This is a genomic window from Cupriavidus sp. HY129 (genome assembly GCF_059492215.1).
Window position 1 is genome coordinate 1,371,519 of record NZ_CP083255.1, and the last position, 15,914, is coordinate 1,387,432.

Sequence of the window (15,914 nt, forward strand, 5' to 3'; positions counted from 1 at the left end):
CGGACGCATGAGGATTTGCCATGTCTAATTTCTTTATCGAGCGGCCGATCTTTGCCTGGGTGATTGCGCTGGTCATCATGTTGGCCGGCGTGCTCTCCATCAGGTCGCTGCCGATCAACCAATACCCGGCGATCGCGCCGCCGACCATCGCCATCTCCGTAACCTACCCGGGCGCTTCGGCGCAGACGGTGCAGGATACGGTGGTGCAGGTGATCGAGCAGCAGCTGAATGGCCTGGACCGCCTCCGCTACATCTCGTCGGAATCGAACTCCGACGGCAGCATGACCATCACGGTCACGTTTGAGCAAGGCACCAACCCGGATATCGCGCAGGTGCAGGTGCAGAACAAGCTTGCCCTGGCCACGCCACTGTTGCCGCAGGAAGTGCAGCAGCAGGGGATTCGCGTGACCAAGTCGGTGCGTAACTTCCTGCTGATCGTGGGTCTGATTTCGACCGACCCCAACATGACGCGGGAGGATCTGTCGAACTACATCGTTTCGAACATCCAGGATCCGCTGTCGCGTACCGCAGGGGTGGGTGACTTCCAGGTGTTCGGTTCGCAGTATGCGATGCGGATCTGGCTGGACCCGGCCAGGCTCAACAGCTACCAACTCGCGCCGCTGGATGTGAGCAACGCGATCAAGGCGCAGAACGTCCAGGTGGCCTCGGGTCAGCTTGGTGGCCTGCCGGCGGTTCGCGGGCAGCAGCTCAACGCGACAGTGATCGGCAAGACGCGTCTCCAGACCGCCGAGCAGTTCGGCGACATCCTGCTCAAGGTTAATCCCGACGGCTCGCAGGTGCGTCTGAAGGACGTGGCCGATGTTGCTCTGGGCGGCCAGGACTACACGATCAACGCGCAGTACAACGGCCGCCCGGCATCGGGTATCGCCATTCGTCTGGCATCCGGCGCCAACGCGCTGGAGACGGTCAAGAACATCCACAACACGCTGGCTCAGCTGGAACCGACGTTCCCGCCGGGCATCAAGGTGGTGTTCCCGTACGACACGACGCCGGTGATCTCCGACTCGATCCACGAGGTGATCAAGACGCTGCTCGAGGCAATCGTGCTCGTCTTCCTGGTGATGTATCTGTTCTTGCAGAACTTCCGCGCCACGCTGATCCCGACGATCGCGGTGCCGGTGGTGCTGCTCGGTACGTTCGGCGTGCTGGCCGCGTTTGGCTACTCGATCAACACACTGACGATGTTCGGCATGGTGCTGGCCATCGGTCTGCTGGTGGACGATGCCATCGTGGTGGTCGAGAACGTCGAGCGGGTGATGGCCGAAGAAGGGCTGGGTCCGAAGGAGGCCGCACGAAAATCGATGGGGCAGATCCAGGGCGCACTGGTTGGTATCGCGCTGGTGCTGTCCGCGGTGTTCCTGCCGATGGCGTTCTTCGGCGGCTCGACCGGTGTGATCTATCGCCAGTTCTCGATCACGATCGTTTCCGCGATGGTGTTGTCTGTGCTCGTGGCGCTTATTCTCACGCCGGCGCTGTGCGCGACGATGCTCCAGCCGATCGAGAAGGGCGACCACGGCGAGCACAAGCAGGGCTTCTTCGGCTGGTTCAACCGCAGTTTCATCCGGTCGACGCAAAGCTATGAGCGTGGGGTCTCCGGCATTCTGAAGCGCCGGGCTCCGTTCCTGCTCATCTATCTGGCAATCGTGGTGGTGATGGGTTTCCTGTTCACGCGCATCCCGACCTCGTTCCTGCCGGAAGAAGATCAGGGCGTGCTGTACGCGCAGGTGCAGACGCCGGCCGGCTCGTCGGCCGAGCGCACGCAGGCCGTGCTTGACCAGATGCGCAACTACCTGCTGAATGACGAAGGCAAGATCGTGGAGTCGCTCTTCACCGTGAACGGCTTCAACTTTGCCGGCCGTGGCCAGAGTTCGGGTCTCGCGTTTATTCTGCTGAGGCCGTTCAAGGATCGCGAAGGCGATGCCACGAGCGTGTTCGACCTGACCAAGCGGGCACAGGCCAAGTTCAGCACGTTCCGCGACTCGCTGGCATTTGCCTTCGCGCCGCCGGCGGTGCAGGAACTCGGTAACGCCACGGGCTTCGACTTCTATATGCAGGATCAGGCCGGCTTGGGGCACGAGGCGCTGATGAACGCGCGCAACAAGTTCCTGGCGCTTGCAGCCAAGAGCCCCGCGTTGCAGCGAGTACGTCCGAACGGCCTCAACGACGAGCCGCAGTACGTCCTCGAAATCGACGATGAACGCGCGCGCGCGTTGGGGCTGTCTTTGGCGGACATCAACAGCACGGTGTCGATTGCCTGGGGTTCCAGCTACGTGAACGACTTCATTGACCGGGGCCGCGTCAAGCGCGTGTACCTGCAGGGTCGGCCGAACTCGCGAATGTCGCCAGAGGACCTCAACAAGTGGTTCGTGCGCAACGACAAGGGTGACATGGTGCCGTTCTCGTCGTTTGCCACGGGCAAATGGGGCTTTGGATCGCCGAAGCTGCAGCGCTACAACGGTGTGCCGGCGGTGGAAATCCTCGGTGAGCCGGCAGCAGGCAAGAGCTCGGGTGAAGCCATGGCGGCGGTAGAGGAAATCATGAAGCAAATGCCAGCCGGCATTTCCTATTCATGGACGGGCCTGTCGTACGAGGAACGGTTGTCGGGCTCACAGGCGCCGGCGCTGTACGCGTTGTCGTTGCTGGTGGTGTTCCTCTGTCTGGCGGCGCTGTATGAAAGCTGGTCGATTCCGTTCTCGGTGATGCTGGTGGTACCGCTCGGGGTGATCGGCGCGCTGCTGGCCACACTCGCGCGAGGGCTGTCGAACGACGTGTTCTTCCAGGTGGGGCTGTTGACCACGGTGGGCCTTTCAGCGAAGAACGCGATTCTGATCGTGGAATTCGCCAAGGAACTGCACGATCACGGCAAGGGCCTCGTGGAGGCGGCGGTGGAGGCGTGCCGAATGCGTTTGCGCCCCATCATCATGACCTCGATGGCGTTCATGCTGGGCGTGTTCCCGCTGGCGGTGTCGCAAGGCGCCGGCGCGGGTAGCCAGCACGCCATCGGTACCGGCGTGATTGGCGGCATGATCACCGCCACGGTGCTTGCCATCTTCTGGGTGCCGCTGTTCTTTGTCGTGGTCAGCGCGATCAAGGAGCGGCGCCGCAAGTCCGATTCGTCCTCCCTCGAGAAGGGAGCCCAAGCATGAGAAAGACGCTACTTTGCCTGGCCGCCGTGGCGGCGCTGAGCGGCTGCAGCCTGATTCCCAACTACGAGCGGCCCGCCGCCCCGGTGGATGCGACGTTCCCGCAGGGTGAGGCTTATCCGAAGACGGCTGCGGTCGATGCGTCGGTGACGGCCGTCGATCTTGGCTGGCGGGACTACTTCACCGATCCGCGCTTGCGCGAGCTGATCCAGGTCTCGCTCGACAACAACCGCGATCTGCGTGTGGCCGTGTTGAACGTGGAAGCTTATCGCGCGCAGTACCGTATCCAGCGTGCCGACCTGTTTCCGCAGGTCGACGCCGCGGCGCAGGGCACGCGGCAGCGCGTGCCGGCGGATCTGTCGACCACCGGTCAACGTGTGATCAGCAGCCAGTACGGCGTGTCTCTTGGAACCACGGCTTGGGAACTCGACCTGTTTGGCCGGTTGCGCAGCCTTAGCGAGGCCGCGTTCGAGCAGTATCTCGCGGGTGATGAGGCGCGCCGAAGCACGCAGATCGCACTGGTGGCCAGCGTTGCCAATGCCTACCTGACGCTGCGCGCGGACGAGGAGCAACTCAAGGTCACGCGGGACACGCTGACTACGTACGAACGAACGTACAACCTTACGCGCCGCCGCTTCGAGGAAGGCATCGCTTCGCGGCTGGAGCTGCGCCAGTCGGAAACGCAGGTTGAAACCGCGCGGGCTTCGCTGGCGGCATACACGCGTGCGCTGGCGCAGGACACCAATGCGCTGACGCTGTTGCTGGGTTCGGGCATGCCGGCGGATCTGCCGCAAGGGTTGGGGCTGGAAGAGAAGCTCGTGGCCGAGGTGCCGGTGGGACTGCCGTCCGATCTGTTGCAGAATCGTCCGGACATCCTTTCGGCCGAGCATCGGCTCAAGGCGGCCAACGCGGACATCGGCGCGGCGCGTGCGGCGTTTTTCCCGCGCATCACGCTGACGGCGTCGACCGGCACGGCCAGCAGGCAGTTGTCGGACCTGTTCGCGGCCGGTCAGGGCACGTGGCTGTTCTCGCCGCAGATCGTGCTGCCGATCTTTACGGCAGGCAGCCTGAAGGCAAGCCTCGACTACGCAAAGATCCAGAAGGACATCAACGTCGCGACATACGAGCGGACGATCCAGGGCGCCTTCCGCGAGGTGGCCGATGGACTGGCCGCACGCGGCACGTTCTCGGATCAGGTTCAGGCGCAGGTGCGGCTCGTCCGGGCAAGCCAGGACTACTTCACGCTGGCTGAACATCGGTACAGTACTGGCGTGGATAGCTACCTGACATTACTCGATGCGCAGCGTCAGCTTTATAACGCGCAACAGACGCTGATCACCGATCGTCTCAACCAGCTCACCAGCGAGGTGAACCTGTACAAGGCACTTGGCGGTGGCTGGACCGATGTCACGCACAAGCCGGAGAATGGCGCGCCTGCTGATGGGGCCGGAAGTTCGACGACCGGCAGCACGGGCGGCGGCGCACGGTCGGCTTCGTAGGCCGTAGTCGACCGGTGCACCGGCATCGAAAGGAGGCAGTCTCTGACTGCCTCCTTTTTTATTGCCTGCCGCGAGCCAGCGGGGCTCGCGCCATCAACGCAGCAGCGTCGATTTCCCGAACAGGCTCTCCAGCAATTCGACGACCAGCTCGGCGGTCTGGTTGTGGACGTCGCGCGCGGGGTTCAGTTCGACCACATCGATGGAGCCCAGGGCGCCGGTGTCCTCGATCATTTCCAGTGCGAGATGCGCTTCGCGATAGGTAGGGCCGCCGCGAACCGCCGTGCCAACGCCCGGCGCAATCTGGCTGTCGAGGAAATCCACGTCGAAGCTGACATGCAGATGGGTATCGGCATCGATGCCCGCCAACGCCTGCTCCATCGTGGCCCTCATGCCGTTCTCGTCGATGTAACGCATGTCGTAGACGGTCAGGCCCAGCTCACGCAGCCGCTTCTTTTCCTCGGCATCGACACTGCGGATGCCGATCTGTCGAATGTTCTGGGGTGAGGTGGCGGGCGTCACGCCGCCTAGCGACACAAGCGGGGCGGGACCATCCCCGCACAGGCACGCCACCGGCATGCCATGGGTGTTCCCGGTCGGGCTGGTGATGCCGGTGTTGGCATCGGCGTGCGCGTCGAGCCAGAGCACCAGGAGCTTCTTTCCCTGCTCGCGGCAATAGCGAGCCGCGGCATTGACCGAGCCAATCGCCAGGCAGTGGTCGCCACCCATCAGCAGCGGCAACTGGCCCGCGGCCAAGGCCTGGTAGGTGGCGTCCATGACCAGACGGTTCCAGGCGACAACCTCCGGCAGGTGCCGAACGCCGTCCGTGGGTGGCAGGTTCGGGTTGCCGGGGCCCACAAGGTTGCCCAGATCGGTGACATCGAGGCCGTTGCGCACCAGGGCGCCCGCGATGTCCGCCACGCGCAAGGCTTCGGGGCCCATCGAGGCGCCACGGATGCTGGCGCCCACGTCGGTCGGCGCGCCAATCAGGGTGACAGGCTTCATGGGGTCTCCAGGTTCAGTGGGGACGATAGATGCCTGCCATCATGGCACGAACGGGTGTCGAACGTGAGCGGGATGTTGGCGAGATGTTGGCGAGGTTTCAGTCCGGCTTGATCGACGCCCGGGCGATGATCGGTTTCCAGCGCTTCTGCTCCTGGGCGATGAAGCCGGCGAACTCGGCGGGCGTATCGCCGACGAGGATTGCCGCATCGGCGGCCATGCGGCTTGACGCCGCCGGGCTGCGCACGCTCTTCGCGCTGGCCGCGGCGAGCTTGTCGACGGCGGCCTTCGACATCGACGACGGCGCGAGGATGCCATACCACTGGGTCATCTCGAATCCCGGGTAGCCCTGCTCGGCGACGGTCGGCACATCCGGCAATTGCGGAATGCGCTGCGCGGAGCCTGTGGCGATGCAACGCAGCTTGCCGGACTTGATGAAGGGCAGGATCGCCGGCGCGCCGACGGCCGCCGCCTCCAGCCGGCCGGACAGCAGGTCCGTGATCTGCGGGCCGCTGCCACGGTACGGCACGTGCAGCACGAAGATGCCGGCCGCTTCCTTCAGGTACTCGAATGCGAGGTGGCCGGCACTGCCGTTGCCGGCAGAGCCGTAGTTGAGCTTGCCGGGCTTGCTCTTTGCCAGCGCCACGAACTCCTTGAGGTTCTTCGCGGGCACATCCGGATGTACTACGTACAGGCTCGGCACCTTGGCCAGCAGCGACACTGGCGTGAAGTCCTTGTTCACGTCGTACGGCAGCTTCGGAAAGATGAAGGGGTTCACCGCCAGCGTACCGATATGACCGAGGATGATGGTGTGCTGATCGTCCGCACGGGCCACTTCGCCCATCGCCACGTTGCCCGCGCCACCCGGTTTGTTTTCGACGAAGACCGACACGCCCAGTTGCGAGGTCAGTTCGGCGGCTACGGAGCGCGCGATGATCTCGGAACTGCCGCCGGGCGCGAACGGCACGACGAAGCGGATCGTTTTTGACGGCCACGTCTGCGCGCGCGACAGGCTCGGGAGCATTGCGGCGGCAGCCAGCGCACCCGTGGCGCCAAGGGCCCGTCGACGCGAGGAATCAAACTGGGACATATCGTTTCTCTCGGAGTTTTATCGTTCTATGGAAGGCCAGGACGGCCAGGGACAGTCCGCCGGAGGCTCCGGCAGGCCTGCTTACTTGATGAGGTCGAACTCGCGCGCGAGCCGCCTGTATTCGCGAACCTTGTTCTGGACGTAGGTGTCCAGCTCCGGCCCGGCCATCGGGGTGGGCACGATGCCGTGCGTTTCCAGTGCCTGCACGTATGCACGGGTGCCGGCCGCCCGCTGCAGCGCGTTACCCCAGCGGCGCCGGTCCTGCTCGGCGACCTTCGGTCCCATGTAGAAGCCGCGCACGATGGGCCATTGCACGTCGAGTCCCTGTTCCTTCGCGGTGGGAATCGACGCGAAGCGGCCGGGCAGGCGTTGATCGGCCAGCACGGCCAGCACGCGAATCTTGTGCGCCTCGATCAGGTCGACGGCCTCGCCGATATCGCCGGGAACGGCCTGCACATGTCCCGTCATCAGCGCGGTCATCGCCTCGCCGCCGCCTTCGAACGCCACATAGCGCATGGCGTTACGGTCCAGCCCTGCTTGCCGGGCAAGCAGGGTTGCCTTCATCCAGTCCTGGCTGCCCGCGGAGCCGCCGATGCCGAACAGCACTTTGCGCGGGTCGGCCTTCATTGCGGTCACAAGGTCCTTCAGGGTCAGGTACGGCGAACGGGCGTCGACGGCGATCATGCCGTGGTCGACGCCAATCGCAACCAGCCACTTGACGTTGTCGGGCCCATACTTGCTGAACCTGCCGCTGGCCAGGTTCAGCAACGCGCCGCTCGAGAATGCCACGATAGTGTTGGCATCATCGGGAGTCTGCTCCACCACAGCGTCGAACATGACCGCGCCGATCCCGCCGGGCCGATAGTCGATCTGCAAGCGTGCGGGTAGTGCCCTGGCCTCGTCCAGCCCAAGCTTCGCGATCCTGCACGTCAGGTCGTAGCCGCCGCCTGGCCTGGCCGGCGCGATGCACCGCGGTTGCGGCGTTTCCGCCTGCGCTGCGTGGGCGGTCTGCACGCCGCCTATCAGCAACAGGGCGAACAGGCATAGCGTTCGCACTGGACTGTCTCCCATTTTTTGAATTAGCCATCCCCGCAGTCCGCGCGGATGGCTATCATTTCTGTCTTGCCATGCTAAGTCGGTCGGCTGTCGCCAAGCTGTCGAACGCCTGCCAGATTGCTTAACGTAAACCCTGCCAAAAGTGCGCCTGCTACTCGTTGAAGATCACCCGGATCTGGCTGCGCTGGTCATCAAGTCCCTCGGGGACAGCGGCTTCGTCATTGACCACGCCGTGGACGGCGAGGCCGCGCTGCTGATGATCGCCACCGCTTCGTACGATCTGATCCTTCTGGACCTCTCGCTCGGGAAGGTCGACGGGCTGGACGTTCTGCGCTCGATCCGGACCCAGGGTGTCACGACGCCCGTGCTGATCCTGACGGCTCGCAGCGAGATCGCCGATCGCATCCTGGGCCTCGACCTCGGGGCCGACGACTATATCGCCAAGCCCTTCGACCTGGGTGAACTCGAAGCACGCATCAAGGCGCAGCTTCGCCGCCGCCAGGGTGGCCAGCCGGTGACTACCTACGGCGGCCTGTCTTTCGATTCGGTGGAGAGATCGTTCTACTGCGAGGGCACGGCGTTGACGCTGAGCCGGCGCGAACTGGCGGTGCTGGAAGCGCTGTTCCTGAGGGCCGGCCGCGTCGCCACGCGGGACGTGTTGTTCCAGTGCGTGTTCTCGATCGACGACGAGGTCAATCCCGAAACCATCGAACTGTATGTGTCGCGGGTCAGGAAGAAGCTGAAGCCGAGCGGTCTGGTCATCACCGCCGTGCGAGGCGTCGGCTATCTGCTGGAACAGCGTCAGGATGGCTAGGCAGCTCTCGGCGACGAGCTTGCGCCGGACCCTGCTCTGGCGCCTGGCGCTGGCGTTGCTGACCGTCGGCATCGTCTCGGCTTTTGCCTCGTATCGCACCGCGCTGAAGGAAGCCAATCAGGCGCACGACCGAACGCTGCTGGCCTCCACGCGCTCGATTGCCGAGCGTATCCACGTAACTAACGGCCGGGTGACCGTCAACGTCCCCTATGGCGCGCTCGATACGTTCCAGATCGATGCGCGCGGGCGGATTTTCTATCGCGTGCTGGATCCGGCGGGCCATTTCGTCTCCGGCGAGAAGGACTTCCCGGCAATGCCAGCCAATGTGCCGCGCAGCGAGGACTATCCGGCGCTGGTCCATTTCTATGACGATGCCTATGGCGGGACGCCCTTGCGCGTGGCGGCGCTGTGGCAGCCGGTGACCGAAGGCGGGCAGCGGGGCGTTGCGCTGGTGCAGGTGGGGGAAACGCTGGAGATGCGGGATGACATGGCCAGACGGTTGCTGTTCACCATGCTCTGGCAACAGGCGGCGATGATCGGTGTCTCGATGACGTTGCTGGCATTGACGGTGGCGGCCACGCTGCGGCCGCTGAAGCGTTTGCAGGATCGTATTCAGGCCCGCCGGGCATCGGACCTCGCGCCGGTCGAGGGCGATGACCTGCCCAGGGAAATTCAGCCGCTGCTGCAAACGCTGAATCAGTACCTCGAACGTCTGCGGGTCATCGTCGAAAACCAGAAGCGCTTTCTCGACGATGCCGCGCATCAGCTTCGGACATCGCTGACGCTGGTCAGGGGCCATGTGGACCAGCGCATACGCGCTTCGGATCACGGCGGCGATCTCGCCGAGGTCAAGGCTGCCATCGACCGGACAGTGCGGTTGACCAACCAGTTGCTGACGTTGGCGCGTACCGGGGATGGCGATGTCCTTGCGCCGGACGGTGACGCGATGCAGCGCATCGAACTGGGCAACCTCTGCCGTGACATCTGCGCGGAGTGGTATCTCCATGCGCGGGAGCGGAGGCAGGATCTCAGTCTGGGCGAATGTCCGGCTGCTGCATGGGTCGTTGGCAACGAGGCCATGCTGCGTGAAATGCTGGCCAACCTCCTGCACAATGCCGTGAGCTACACGCCGGCTGGCGGGAGCATCTCCGTGACGGTGGAACGGTCCGACAGCACGCTCTGCATCCTGGTGGACGATAGCGGGCCCGGCATCCCTTCGGCGGAGCGCGAACGCGTGTTCGAACGCTTCGTTCGCATCGCCGGCACGCCCGGGGCCGGGAGCGGACTTGGTCTGTCGATCGTTCGGCAAATCTGCGAAGCGCATCAGGGCAGCGTGCGACTGGAGTCCGGCGAGAAGGGCGGGCTACGCGTCAGGGTGACGTTGCCGACTGCCCCCGCCGCACCGCCCGCTGTGGTCTGACAGGCGCTGCAATCCAATCCGATTGGCCATTTGTAACTCCCCCCTGCAAGTCATCAGACGACGGCCTATAATCCCTGATTCATTGATGCAACAACGATTGATCGGGCAACAGAATGACTTCGGAATTTCGCCCTGAGCAGGATGTATCACCTGGCAGGGCAGTAGCAGGATCACCGGCCAACCAGCCGGTGAGGAAAGGGCAGGTCCTGCCCTTTCGCGAGTCTTTGCTTGCGATGACCGGCATCGCATTTGTCGTAATGCTGGTTGCACTTGACCAGACCGTGGTCAGTACCGCGCTACCAACCGTGGTGGCGGAGTTGCAGGGCTTCGAGTATTACGCATGGGTGGCTACGGCCTACCTGCTGACGTCGGTCATTACCGTGCCCATTTTCGGGCGACTTGGCGACTATTACGGGCGCAAGCCGTTCGTGCTGGCCTCGATCGTCGTGTTTGTGGCGGCATCGGCGCTTTGCGGCATGGCCACGAACATGCCGTTCCTGGTAGCGGCCCGCGCATTGCAGGGGATCGGTGGCGGCATGTTGGTCGGCACGGCGTTCGCCTGCGTTCCCGATCTGTTCCCTGACCCGCATGTGCGCCTGCGTTGGCAGGTCATGATGAGCACGGCGTTCGGTCTGGCCAATGCGATCGGCCCGTCGTTGGGCGGTGTGCTGACCGAGTGGTTCGGATGGCGAGCGGTGTTCTACATCAACCTGCCGGTTGGCCTGCTGGGTTTGCTGATTGCCTGGCGATTCCTGCCGCATCTGCGTCATCAGTCGCATACCGAGCCGATCCGTATTGACTGGGCTGGCGCCGCACTGATCGCGGCAGGACTGGGTAGTTTGCAACTATCGGTGGAGTGGTTGCCTGAGCGGGGGCTTGGCGTTGTGACGATCGGCCTGATGGTCCTCTCCATCGCCGCGTTCGTCTCGCTGTGGCATTGGTCGCGTAAATCAGCGAATCCGATTCTGCCGTTCGACATGTTCCGCAATCCGAGCCTTGCGTCGCTGTTCGTGCTTTCCGTGCTGGCGGGCTTCACGATGTTCGGCTTGCTGCTGTACGCACCGCTGCTGTTCCAGGGTGGGTTTGGCTATTCGCCGAAGGAGGCCGGGCTGTTGGTGACGCCGCTAGTCGTATGCATCACGATCGGATCTATTGTGAACGGCCGCATCATCACCCGGATCCCGCGCCCCAATGCCATGCTTTACGCGGGATTCACGATGCTGGCGCTGGCACTGCTGGGTCTCTCGCAGGCGACGCGCGGTATGCATCACAATCTGCTGCTTTCGATCATGTTGCTGGCGGGGCTCGGACTGGGCTTTATCCTGCCCAACCTGACGGTATTCGCGCAGCAGACCGCCGGTCGTGCCAATCTCGGCATCGCCACGGCGATGCTTCAGTCGCTGCGGATGGTCGGCGGGATGGTCGGGACGGCACTGGTTGGCACGCTGGTCACGCGCAGCTACACGTCTGGCGTGACGTCGGCGCTGGCTGCCGCCAATGCGACGGATTGGACTGCCAGGATGACCGACCCGCAGATCCTGATCGACAAGGCCGCGCAGGCAGAATTGCTGACCAATTTGCAGCAGGCAGGGCACAATGGAGCCCTGCTGCTGGAACAGGCGCGGGTGTCCCTCGTCGGCGCCATCCATCTTGGCCTGTTGCTGGCGGCAATCGCTGCATTGTTCGGTGTCTGGCGCGCGCGCCGGGTTCCGCCGATCAAATTGATGCGGGTAAATGAACCCGTGATGGCTGCGGACTGATGACAGCCGTGCGGATGTGAAGCACATTCGCCTACAGGAGGAGTGGAGTGGAACTGGAGCGACAAAGCCTGGCTGTCCTGCAGCAATTTGGCCGGACCTACCGGGCTTATGCTGCGGCATTTGAACAGCGAATCGGACACCCGTTGCCGCGTTGGCGCATTCTGTTCGCGTTGTATGGACACGAAGGCCCGATCGCTCAGAAGCCGCTGGCCGATCGCGTCGGCATGGACCCGGGCGCGCTGACACGCCAGCTCAAGACGTTGCAGGAACTGGGCTGGGTCGACCGCATGACCAGCGAGCGCGACAACCGCATGACCAACGTCACGCTGAGCGCGCTTGGCCGCGAGATCGTCGACCAGGCAATGCCGCGCCGCTCGGCATTCCTGCAGGACGTGCTGGCCAACGTCACGGAAACGACGATGCACAACCTCTCGAAGGGGCTGGTTCAGCTCGAGGCGGGCATCGCCGACGCAGTCGCGCGCACGCAGGCGGAACGCGACGCCGCCTGATCAGGCAGCGTCGCCTGGCTCCCCTCTATCCGCCAAACAACGCCGCAATGGCCGTTGGGTTAGAAGGGAAGTACAAGTGCACGTAGGACGCGGTAAGCGTCCCGGACCGATAGACAGCTTCCCCGCTTCCATCATCGCGCGGTGACCGCGCGTGCAGGAGCGGAGCCAGCGGAGTGTTGGTGGTCGAGTAGTGGAACGTGTGTCCGCGTACCGTCTGGCCAGCCATGCCTTCCCTCGTAGGTAGCTCGACGGCCTGATGGCCGATTGCCGCCAGTCGTTTCTGCATCGTCACCGTGCCGGGCAGCAGCCCGGCCATGCGATGGGTTTGCCCTTCCTTGTCCACCAGGTTGTCGAACAGCGCCATCATTCCGCCGCACTCCGCCAGCATTGGCAGGCCGCGTGCGTGCGCCGCGCGGATCGCGTTGTGCATCGGCACATTCGCGGCAAGCGCGGCGGCGTGCAGTTCGGGATAGCCACCAGGCAGCCATAGCGCGTCACAGTGCGGCAAAGCCGCGTCACGCAAGGGCGAGAACCATGTGATATGCGCCCCGAGCGCGTTCAACGTTTCCACATTGGCCGGATAAATGAACCGGAAGGCATCGTCGCGCGCGATGGCGATGCGCCGGCCCTCCAGCAGGCGCGGCAATTGCTGCGCGGGGGTGTCCGGAAACACGATCGGCCTTGGCAGGTGCGATATCGGCAGTTCGGCCAAGGCATCCGCCATGCGATCCAGTCGCGCGGTAAGGTCGGGAAGCTCGTCGGCGCTGAACAGGCCAAGATGCCGCTCCGGCAACGCCGCCGCATCATCGCGGGCCAACGCGCCGGCCCAGTGGATGCCATGCGGCAGGCTGTCTCGCAACATGTCGGCATGGCGTGCGCTGCCGACGCCATTCGCCAGCACGTGCATCGCGTGAAATGGCTCGCCGTAGGTCGCCAGGCCGTGAGTCACGGCACCGAACGTTTGCGCCATCGCGCCTGCCTGAATGACGGCGAGGACCGGCAGTCCAAAGAGTCGCGCTACATCCGCACTGCTCGGCGTGCCATCGTGCAGGCCCATGACACCTTCGACAAGAATCAGATCGGCGGTCTGCGCGGCCAGGGCAAGACGTTGGCGAGCATCGGCTTCCCCTGTCATCCAGAGATCGATCGATTGCACCGGAGCACCGCTGGCGGCGGCAAGCAGCGTCGGGTCGAGGAAATCAGGTCCGATCTTGAATACGCGCACGGTACGGCCCTGTCGCGCATGAAGGCGGGCCAAGGCGGCGGTGACCGTGGTCTTGCCCTGCCCCGATGCGGGGGCGGTAACGAGCAACGCGGGGACCGGGCGCGTGCCTGTCCGTGTTGTCGCGTCCAACGGAGAGGATTGAATGGAAAGCGGGGGCATGTCGGAATTGGCAATGCACGGCGGCAGCGCTATGCGATGCGATGGATTATATCGGGCAGACATCATGGCCTTTAGCTCCGTGGCAGGACCATGCCCTGGAGTGCCACACACTCGAACAGCTCGCGGTCATTGGTGACGCCGAGCTTCTGCATGGCGCAGTTCTTTTGCCGGCTGATGGTCTTGACGCTGCGGCACAGCGTGGTCGCGATCTCGGTTACGGTGCGGCCGGTCAGGTATAGCCGCAGTACCTCCATCTCGCGCGCGGACGGCCGCTGCTCGCCGTCGCGCCCGCAAGGCAGCATCGTCCGGAGTTCGGTGGGTGCCAGAGCGCGTAGCGCGGACTTGCCGATGTAGGTAAAGCCGCGCTGGGCTCGCCCGATTGCGGTCATGATTTCCGCCAGCGGACTGTCCTTGATCAACAGCCCATGCACGCGGACATCCAGTATCGTGCGTAGCACGAGCGGATTCGTGATCATGGTGAGCACCACCACGGATATCGACGGGTGTCGTCGCCGCAGCGACGTGATCAGGCGCACGCCATCGAGCTCGGTGGGGCCCGGCATGTGGTAGTCGGTCACGACCACATCCGGCTGGAGCAGATCGACCTGTTGCTGCAACTCCGTGGCACTGGCAGCTTCGCCGCAGACTTCCCAGCCAGTCTGCGACGACTGTACCCTAGCCCGGATTGCCGCCGTAATGACGGGGTGGTCGTCGGCCAGCAAAATCCTCAACGTCATCCAATGACTCCTGAACATATGGGTCAGATACGGCTTCACGCTGGCGTCAAAAAAGCGCCGCACGCGGAACTGGCGTACGGCGCGAACACGCAGCAACTGCGCGCACGCGGAACCGCGAATCAAACGGGAGACGACTCGGAGAGCACCGCGATGCACGGCGAGATTAATGCCCGGCTCGCGGGAAGGGAGTAAGAGGATTCGCAAAAAACGTATTGCATTGCCTTGCGTCGGTGACATTGAACGCAAACGACCCCGTGGCGCGATGCGCCACGGGGTCGTCGATTGGCATCAATACGTGTGGGTCAGGCTACTGCCAGAGGCCTGGCGGGTTGTCGCGCCTGACGGCGTCCGTCGATGGCCTTGAGAGGGTCTCGCAGTACCGAGGCGCCGACGTCCATGATGTCGCGGAGCGTGTTGCGGTCATCAGACTCCTGGGGCATCCAGAAATGAAGCGCTGCCCAGGCCGGGAAACTGCTGGGTGGCGCCAGCAGGCGTGCCTTGCGATCGCGCGTGACGAGCGGCACGTTGAAGTCGAGCACCGGGCAGATGCCACCTGCCGCATGTAACAGCGTGATCTGGGTATGCCACGACGGCACCACGGTTTCGCGATGGCCGGGAGCAAGGGCCTGGCGCTCCAGGAATCCACGTAGCGGACTTGCGGCGTCGCAGTCTTCCTGCAGCAGGATCCAGTCGCTTTCCACGTCTTCCATCGACCCCGTGCGCGTGACGCTGATCAGGCGTCGCGGCGTGGCCATGATGCTATGCGGGATGACCGAGTCGGGCACGTTGGCGCCATCGACGACAAAGGCGCAGTCGAGATCGCCGCTATCCAGGCTATCCGCTAGCGCCGCATCGGCAATGACCGGCCGCGTGATGAAGCTGTCCTGTGGGAAGCGTTCGCCCAAGGCGGTCAGGATTTCGGTAATGACCGGATCGCCAATCGACGAAGAAAACCCGATCGAAATGCGTCGGCCTCGGGCTGCCTGAGCGGCATGTTCCCCGCTTGGCTGCACGAGCTGGTTCCATTTGGCCAGAATCTGACGCGCGGTCTGCTCGAGCCGCAACGCATGTGGCGTGGGCTCCAACGCGCCATTTCGTTTCACGAACAAGGCATCGCCTGTGATTTCGCGCAATCGCGCCAGGCTATATGCCACTGTGGGTACGCGCCCCTGAGTGCAAGCTGCAACCGCATTGAGGTCGCGATACTCCATAAGCAGAACGAAAACATGCAATAGCTTCGTGCTGACGTGCCGCATACTGACTTCTCCCGATCCGAGTTCTGCTTTGTTATTTGTTCTGGTGATGCAACATCATTGCTGCTTCTGACTGCCGGCCGGTTCTCCTTGCGGAAATTCGGCGAGGGCGATGGCAGTTACTGCTGGCACTACCAAAAATGTGCAGGGGCGACGGCGAGGCGCCCTGGCAGCCGAAGACGCCGCGCGCGGACGATGAATGTCCGCATCGCGTCTTGCAGCCACCACT

The 15,914-nt window shown here is 63.9% G+C and carries 12 protein-coding genes; 6 read left to right on the forward strand and 6 right to left on the reverse strand.

The annotated features are described in order from the left end of the window. The first annotated feature begins 20 nt into the window (after nucleotides 1-20). Both K6G35_RS22455 and K6G35_RS22460 read left to right on the forward strand, forming a co-directional pair. Nucleotides 21-3,167 (forward strand): efflux RND transporter permease subunit, encoded by a 3,147-nt coding sequence (locus tag K6G35_RS22455; RefSeq protein WP_186425726.1) that lies wholly within the window; start codon nucleotides 21-23, stop codon nucleotides 3,165-3,167. Beyond that, on the forward strand, nucleotides 3,164-4,663 hold the full coding sequence (locus tag K6G35_RS22460) for an AdeC/AdeK/OprM family multidrug efflux complex outer membrane factor (RefSeq protein WP_008644666.1): 1,500 nt from the start codon (nucleotides 3,164-3,166) through the stop codon (nucleotides 4,661-4,663). Before K6G35_RS22455 ends, K6G35_RS22460 begins: the two co-directional genes overlap by 4 nt. A gap of 93 nt (nucleotides 4,664-4,756) precedes the next feature. On the opposite strand, the gene rocF is transcribed toward K6G35_RS22460, so the two are convergent. The 3 genes from rocF to K6G35_RS22475 form a co-directional block, all read right to left on the reverse strand. Beyond that, a complete protein-coding gene (gene rocF, locus K6G35_RS22465) occupies nucleotides 4,757-5,665 on the reverse strand; it encodes an arginase (protein WP_008644663.1) in 909 nt (302 codons plus the stop codon). Between the two features lie 97 nt (nucleotides 5,666-5,762). Beyond that, entirely contained in the window at nucleotides 5,763-6,752 is a 990-nt protein-coding gene (locus tag K6G35_RS22470; RefSeq protein ID WP_035883102.1) for a Bug family tripartite tricarboxylate transporter substrate binding protein, read from the reverse strand. Between the two features lie 81 nt (nucleotides 6,753-6,833). Then, nucleotides 6,834-7,823, reverse strand: coding sequence for a tripartite tricarboxylate transporter substrate binding protein (locus tag K6G35_RS22475; protein WP_040010978.1), 990 nt, complete (start codon nucleotides 7,821-7,823; stop codon nucleotides 6,834-6,836). A gap of 127 nt (nucleotides 7,824-7,950) precedes the next feature. Here K6G35_RS22475 and K6G35_RS22480 point away from each other — a divergent pair, with 127 nt between their 5' ends. From K6G35_RS22480 to K6G35_RS22495, 4 genes are all read left to right on the forward strand, one after another. Beyond that, nucleotides 7,951-8,622: a response regulator gene (locus tag K6G35_RS22480; RefSeq protein ID WP_011518445.1), complete on the forward strand. Its 672-nt coding sequence runs from the start codon at nucleotides 7,951-7,953 to the stop codon at nucleotides 8,620-8,622. Further along, complete coding sequence (locus K6G35_RS22485) at nucleotides 8,615-10,042, forward strand: sensor histidine kinase (protein WP_008644659.1); 1,428 nt, start codon at nucleotides 8,615-8,617, stop codon at nucleotides 10,040-10,042. The genes K6G35_RS22480 and K6G35_RS22485 overlap by 8 nt, the downstream gene beginning before the upstream one ends. 233 nt (nucleotides 10,043-10,275) lie before the next feature. Further along, nucleotides 10,276-11,802 (forward strand): MFS transporter, encoded by a 1,527-nt coding sequence (locus K6G35_RS22490; RefSeq protein WP_008644658.1) that lies wholly within the window; start codon nucleotides 10,276-10,278, stop codon nucleotides 11,800-11,802. A gap of 47 nt (nucleotides 11,803-11,849) precedes the next feature. Next, on the forward strand, nucleotides 11,850-12,311 hold the full coding sequence (locus tag K6G35_RS22495; protein ID WP_008644657.1) for a MarR family winged helix-turn-helix transcriptional regulator: 462 nt from the start codon (nucleotides 11,850-11,852) through the stop codon (nucleotides 12,309-12,311). Between the two features lie 25 nt (nucleotides 12,312-12,336). On the opposite strand, the gene K6G35_RS22500 is transcribed toward K6G35_RS22495, so the two are convergent. The 3 genes from K6G35_RS22500 to K6G35_RS22510 form a co-directional block, all read right to left on the reverse strand. Continuing rightward, nucleotides 12,337-13,623: a cobyrinic acid a,c-diamide synthase CobB gene (locus tag K6G35_RS22500; RefSeq protein ID WP_035883109.1), complete on the reverse strand. Its 1,287-nt coding sequence runs from the start codon at nucleotides 13,621-13,623 to the stop codon at nucleotides 12,337-12,339. A gap of 143 nt (nucleotides 13,624-13,766) precedes the next feature. Further along, complete coding sequence (locus K6G35_RS22505; RefSeq protein ID WP_008644653.1) at nucleotides 13,767-14,432, reverse strand: response regulator; 666 nt, start codon at nucleotides 14,430-14,432, stop codon at nucleotides 13,767-13,769. 302 nt (nucleotides 14,433-14,734) lie between these two features. Further along, a complete protein-coding gene (locus tag K6G35_RS22510; protein ID WP_008644649.1) occupies nucleotides 14,735-15,688 on the reverse strand; it encodes a LysR family transcriptional regulator in 954 nt (317 codons plus the stop codon). Between the last annotated feature and the right edge of the window lie 226 nt (nucleotides 15,689-15,914).

Coding starts and splice junctions, on each gene's coding strand:
- K6G35_RS22455 (WP_186425726.1), top strand. CDS start 21: ATGTCTAATTTCTTTATCGAGCGGCCGATCTTTGCCTGGGTGATTGCG.
- K6G35_RS22460 (WP_008644666.1), top strand. CDS start 3,164: ATGAGAAAGACGCTACTTTGCCTGGCCGCCGTGGCGGCGCTGAGCGGC.
- rocF (WP_008644663.1), bottom strand. CDS start 5,665: ATGAAGCCTGTCACCCTGATTGGCGCGCCGACCGACGTGGGCGCCAGC.
- K6G35_RS22470 (WP_035883102.1), bottom strand. CDS start 6,752: ATGTCCCAGTTTGATTCCTCGCGTCGACGGGCCCTTGGCGCCACGGGT.
- K6G35_RS22475 (WP_040010978.1), bottom strand. CDS start 7,823: ATGGGAGACAGTCCAGTGCGAACGCTATGCCTGTTCGCCCTGTTGCTG.
- K6G35_RS22485 (WP_008644659.1), top strand. CDS start 8,615: ATGGCTAGGCAGCTCTCGGCGACGAGCTTGCGCCGGACCCTGCTCTGG.
- K6G35_RS22490 (WP_008644658.1), top strand. CDS start 10,276: ATGACCGGCATCGCATTTGTCGTAATGCTGGTTGCACTTGACCAGACC.
- K6G35_RS22505 (WP_008644653.1), bottom strand. CDS start 14,432: ATGACGTTGAGGATTTTGCTGGCCGACGACCACCCCGTCATTACGGCG.
- K6G35_RS22510 (WP_008644649.1), bottom strand. CDS start 15,688: ATGCGGCACGTCAGCACGAAGCTATTGCATGTTTTCGTTCTGCTTATG.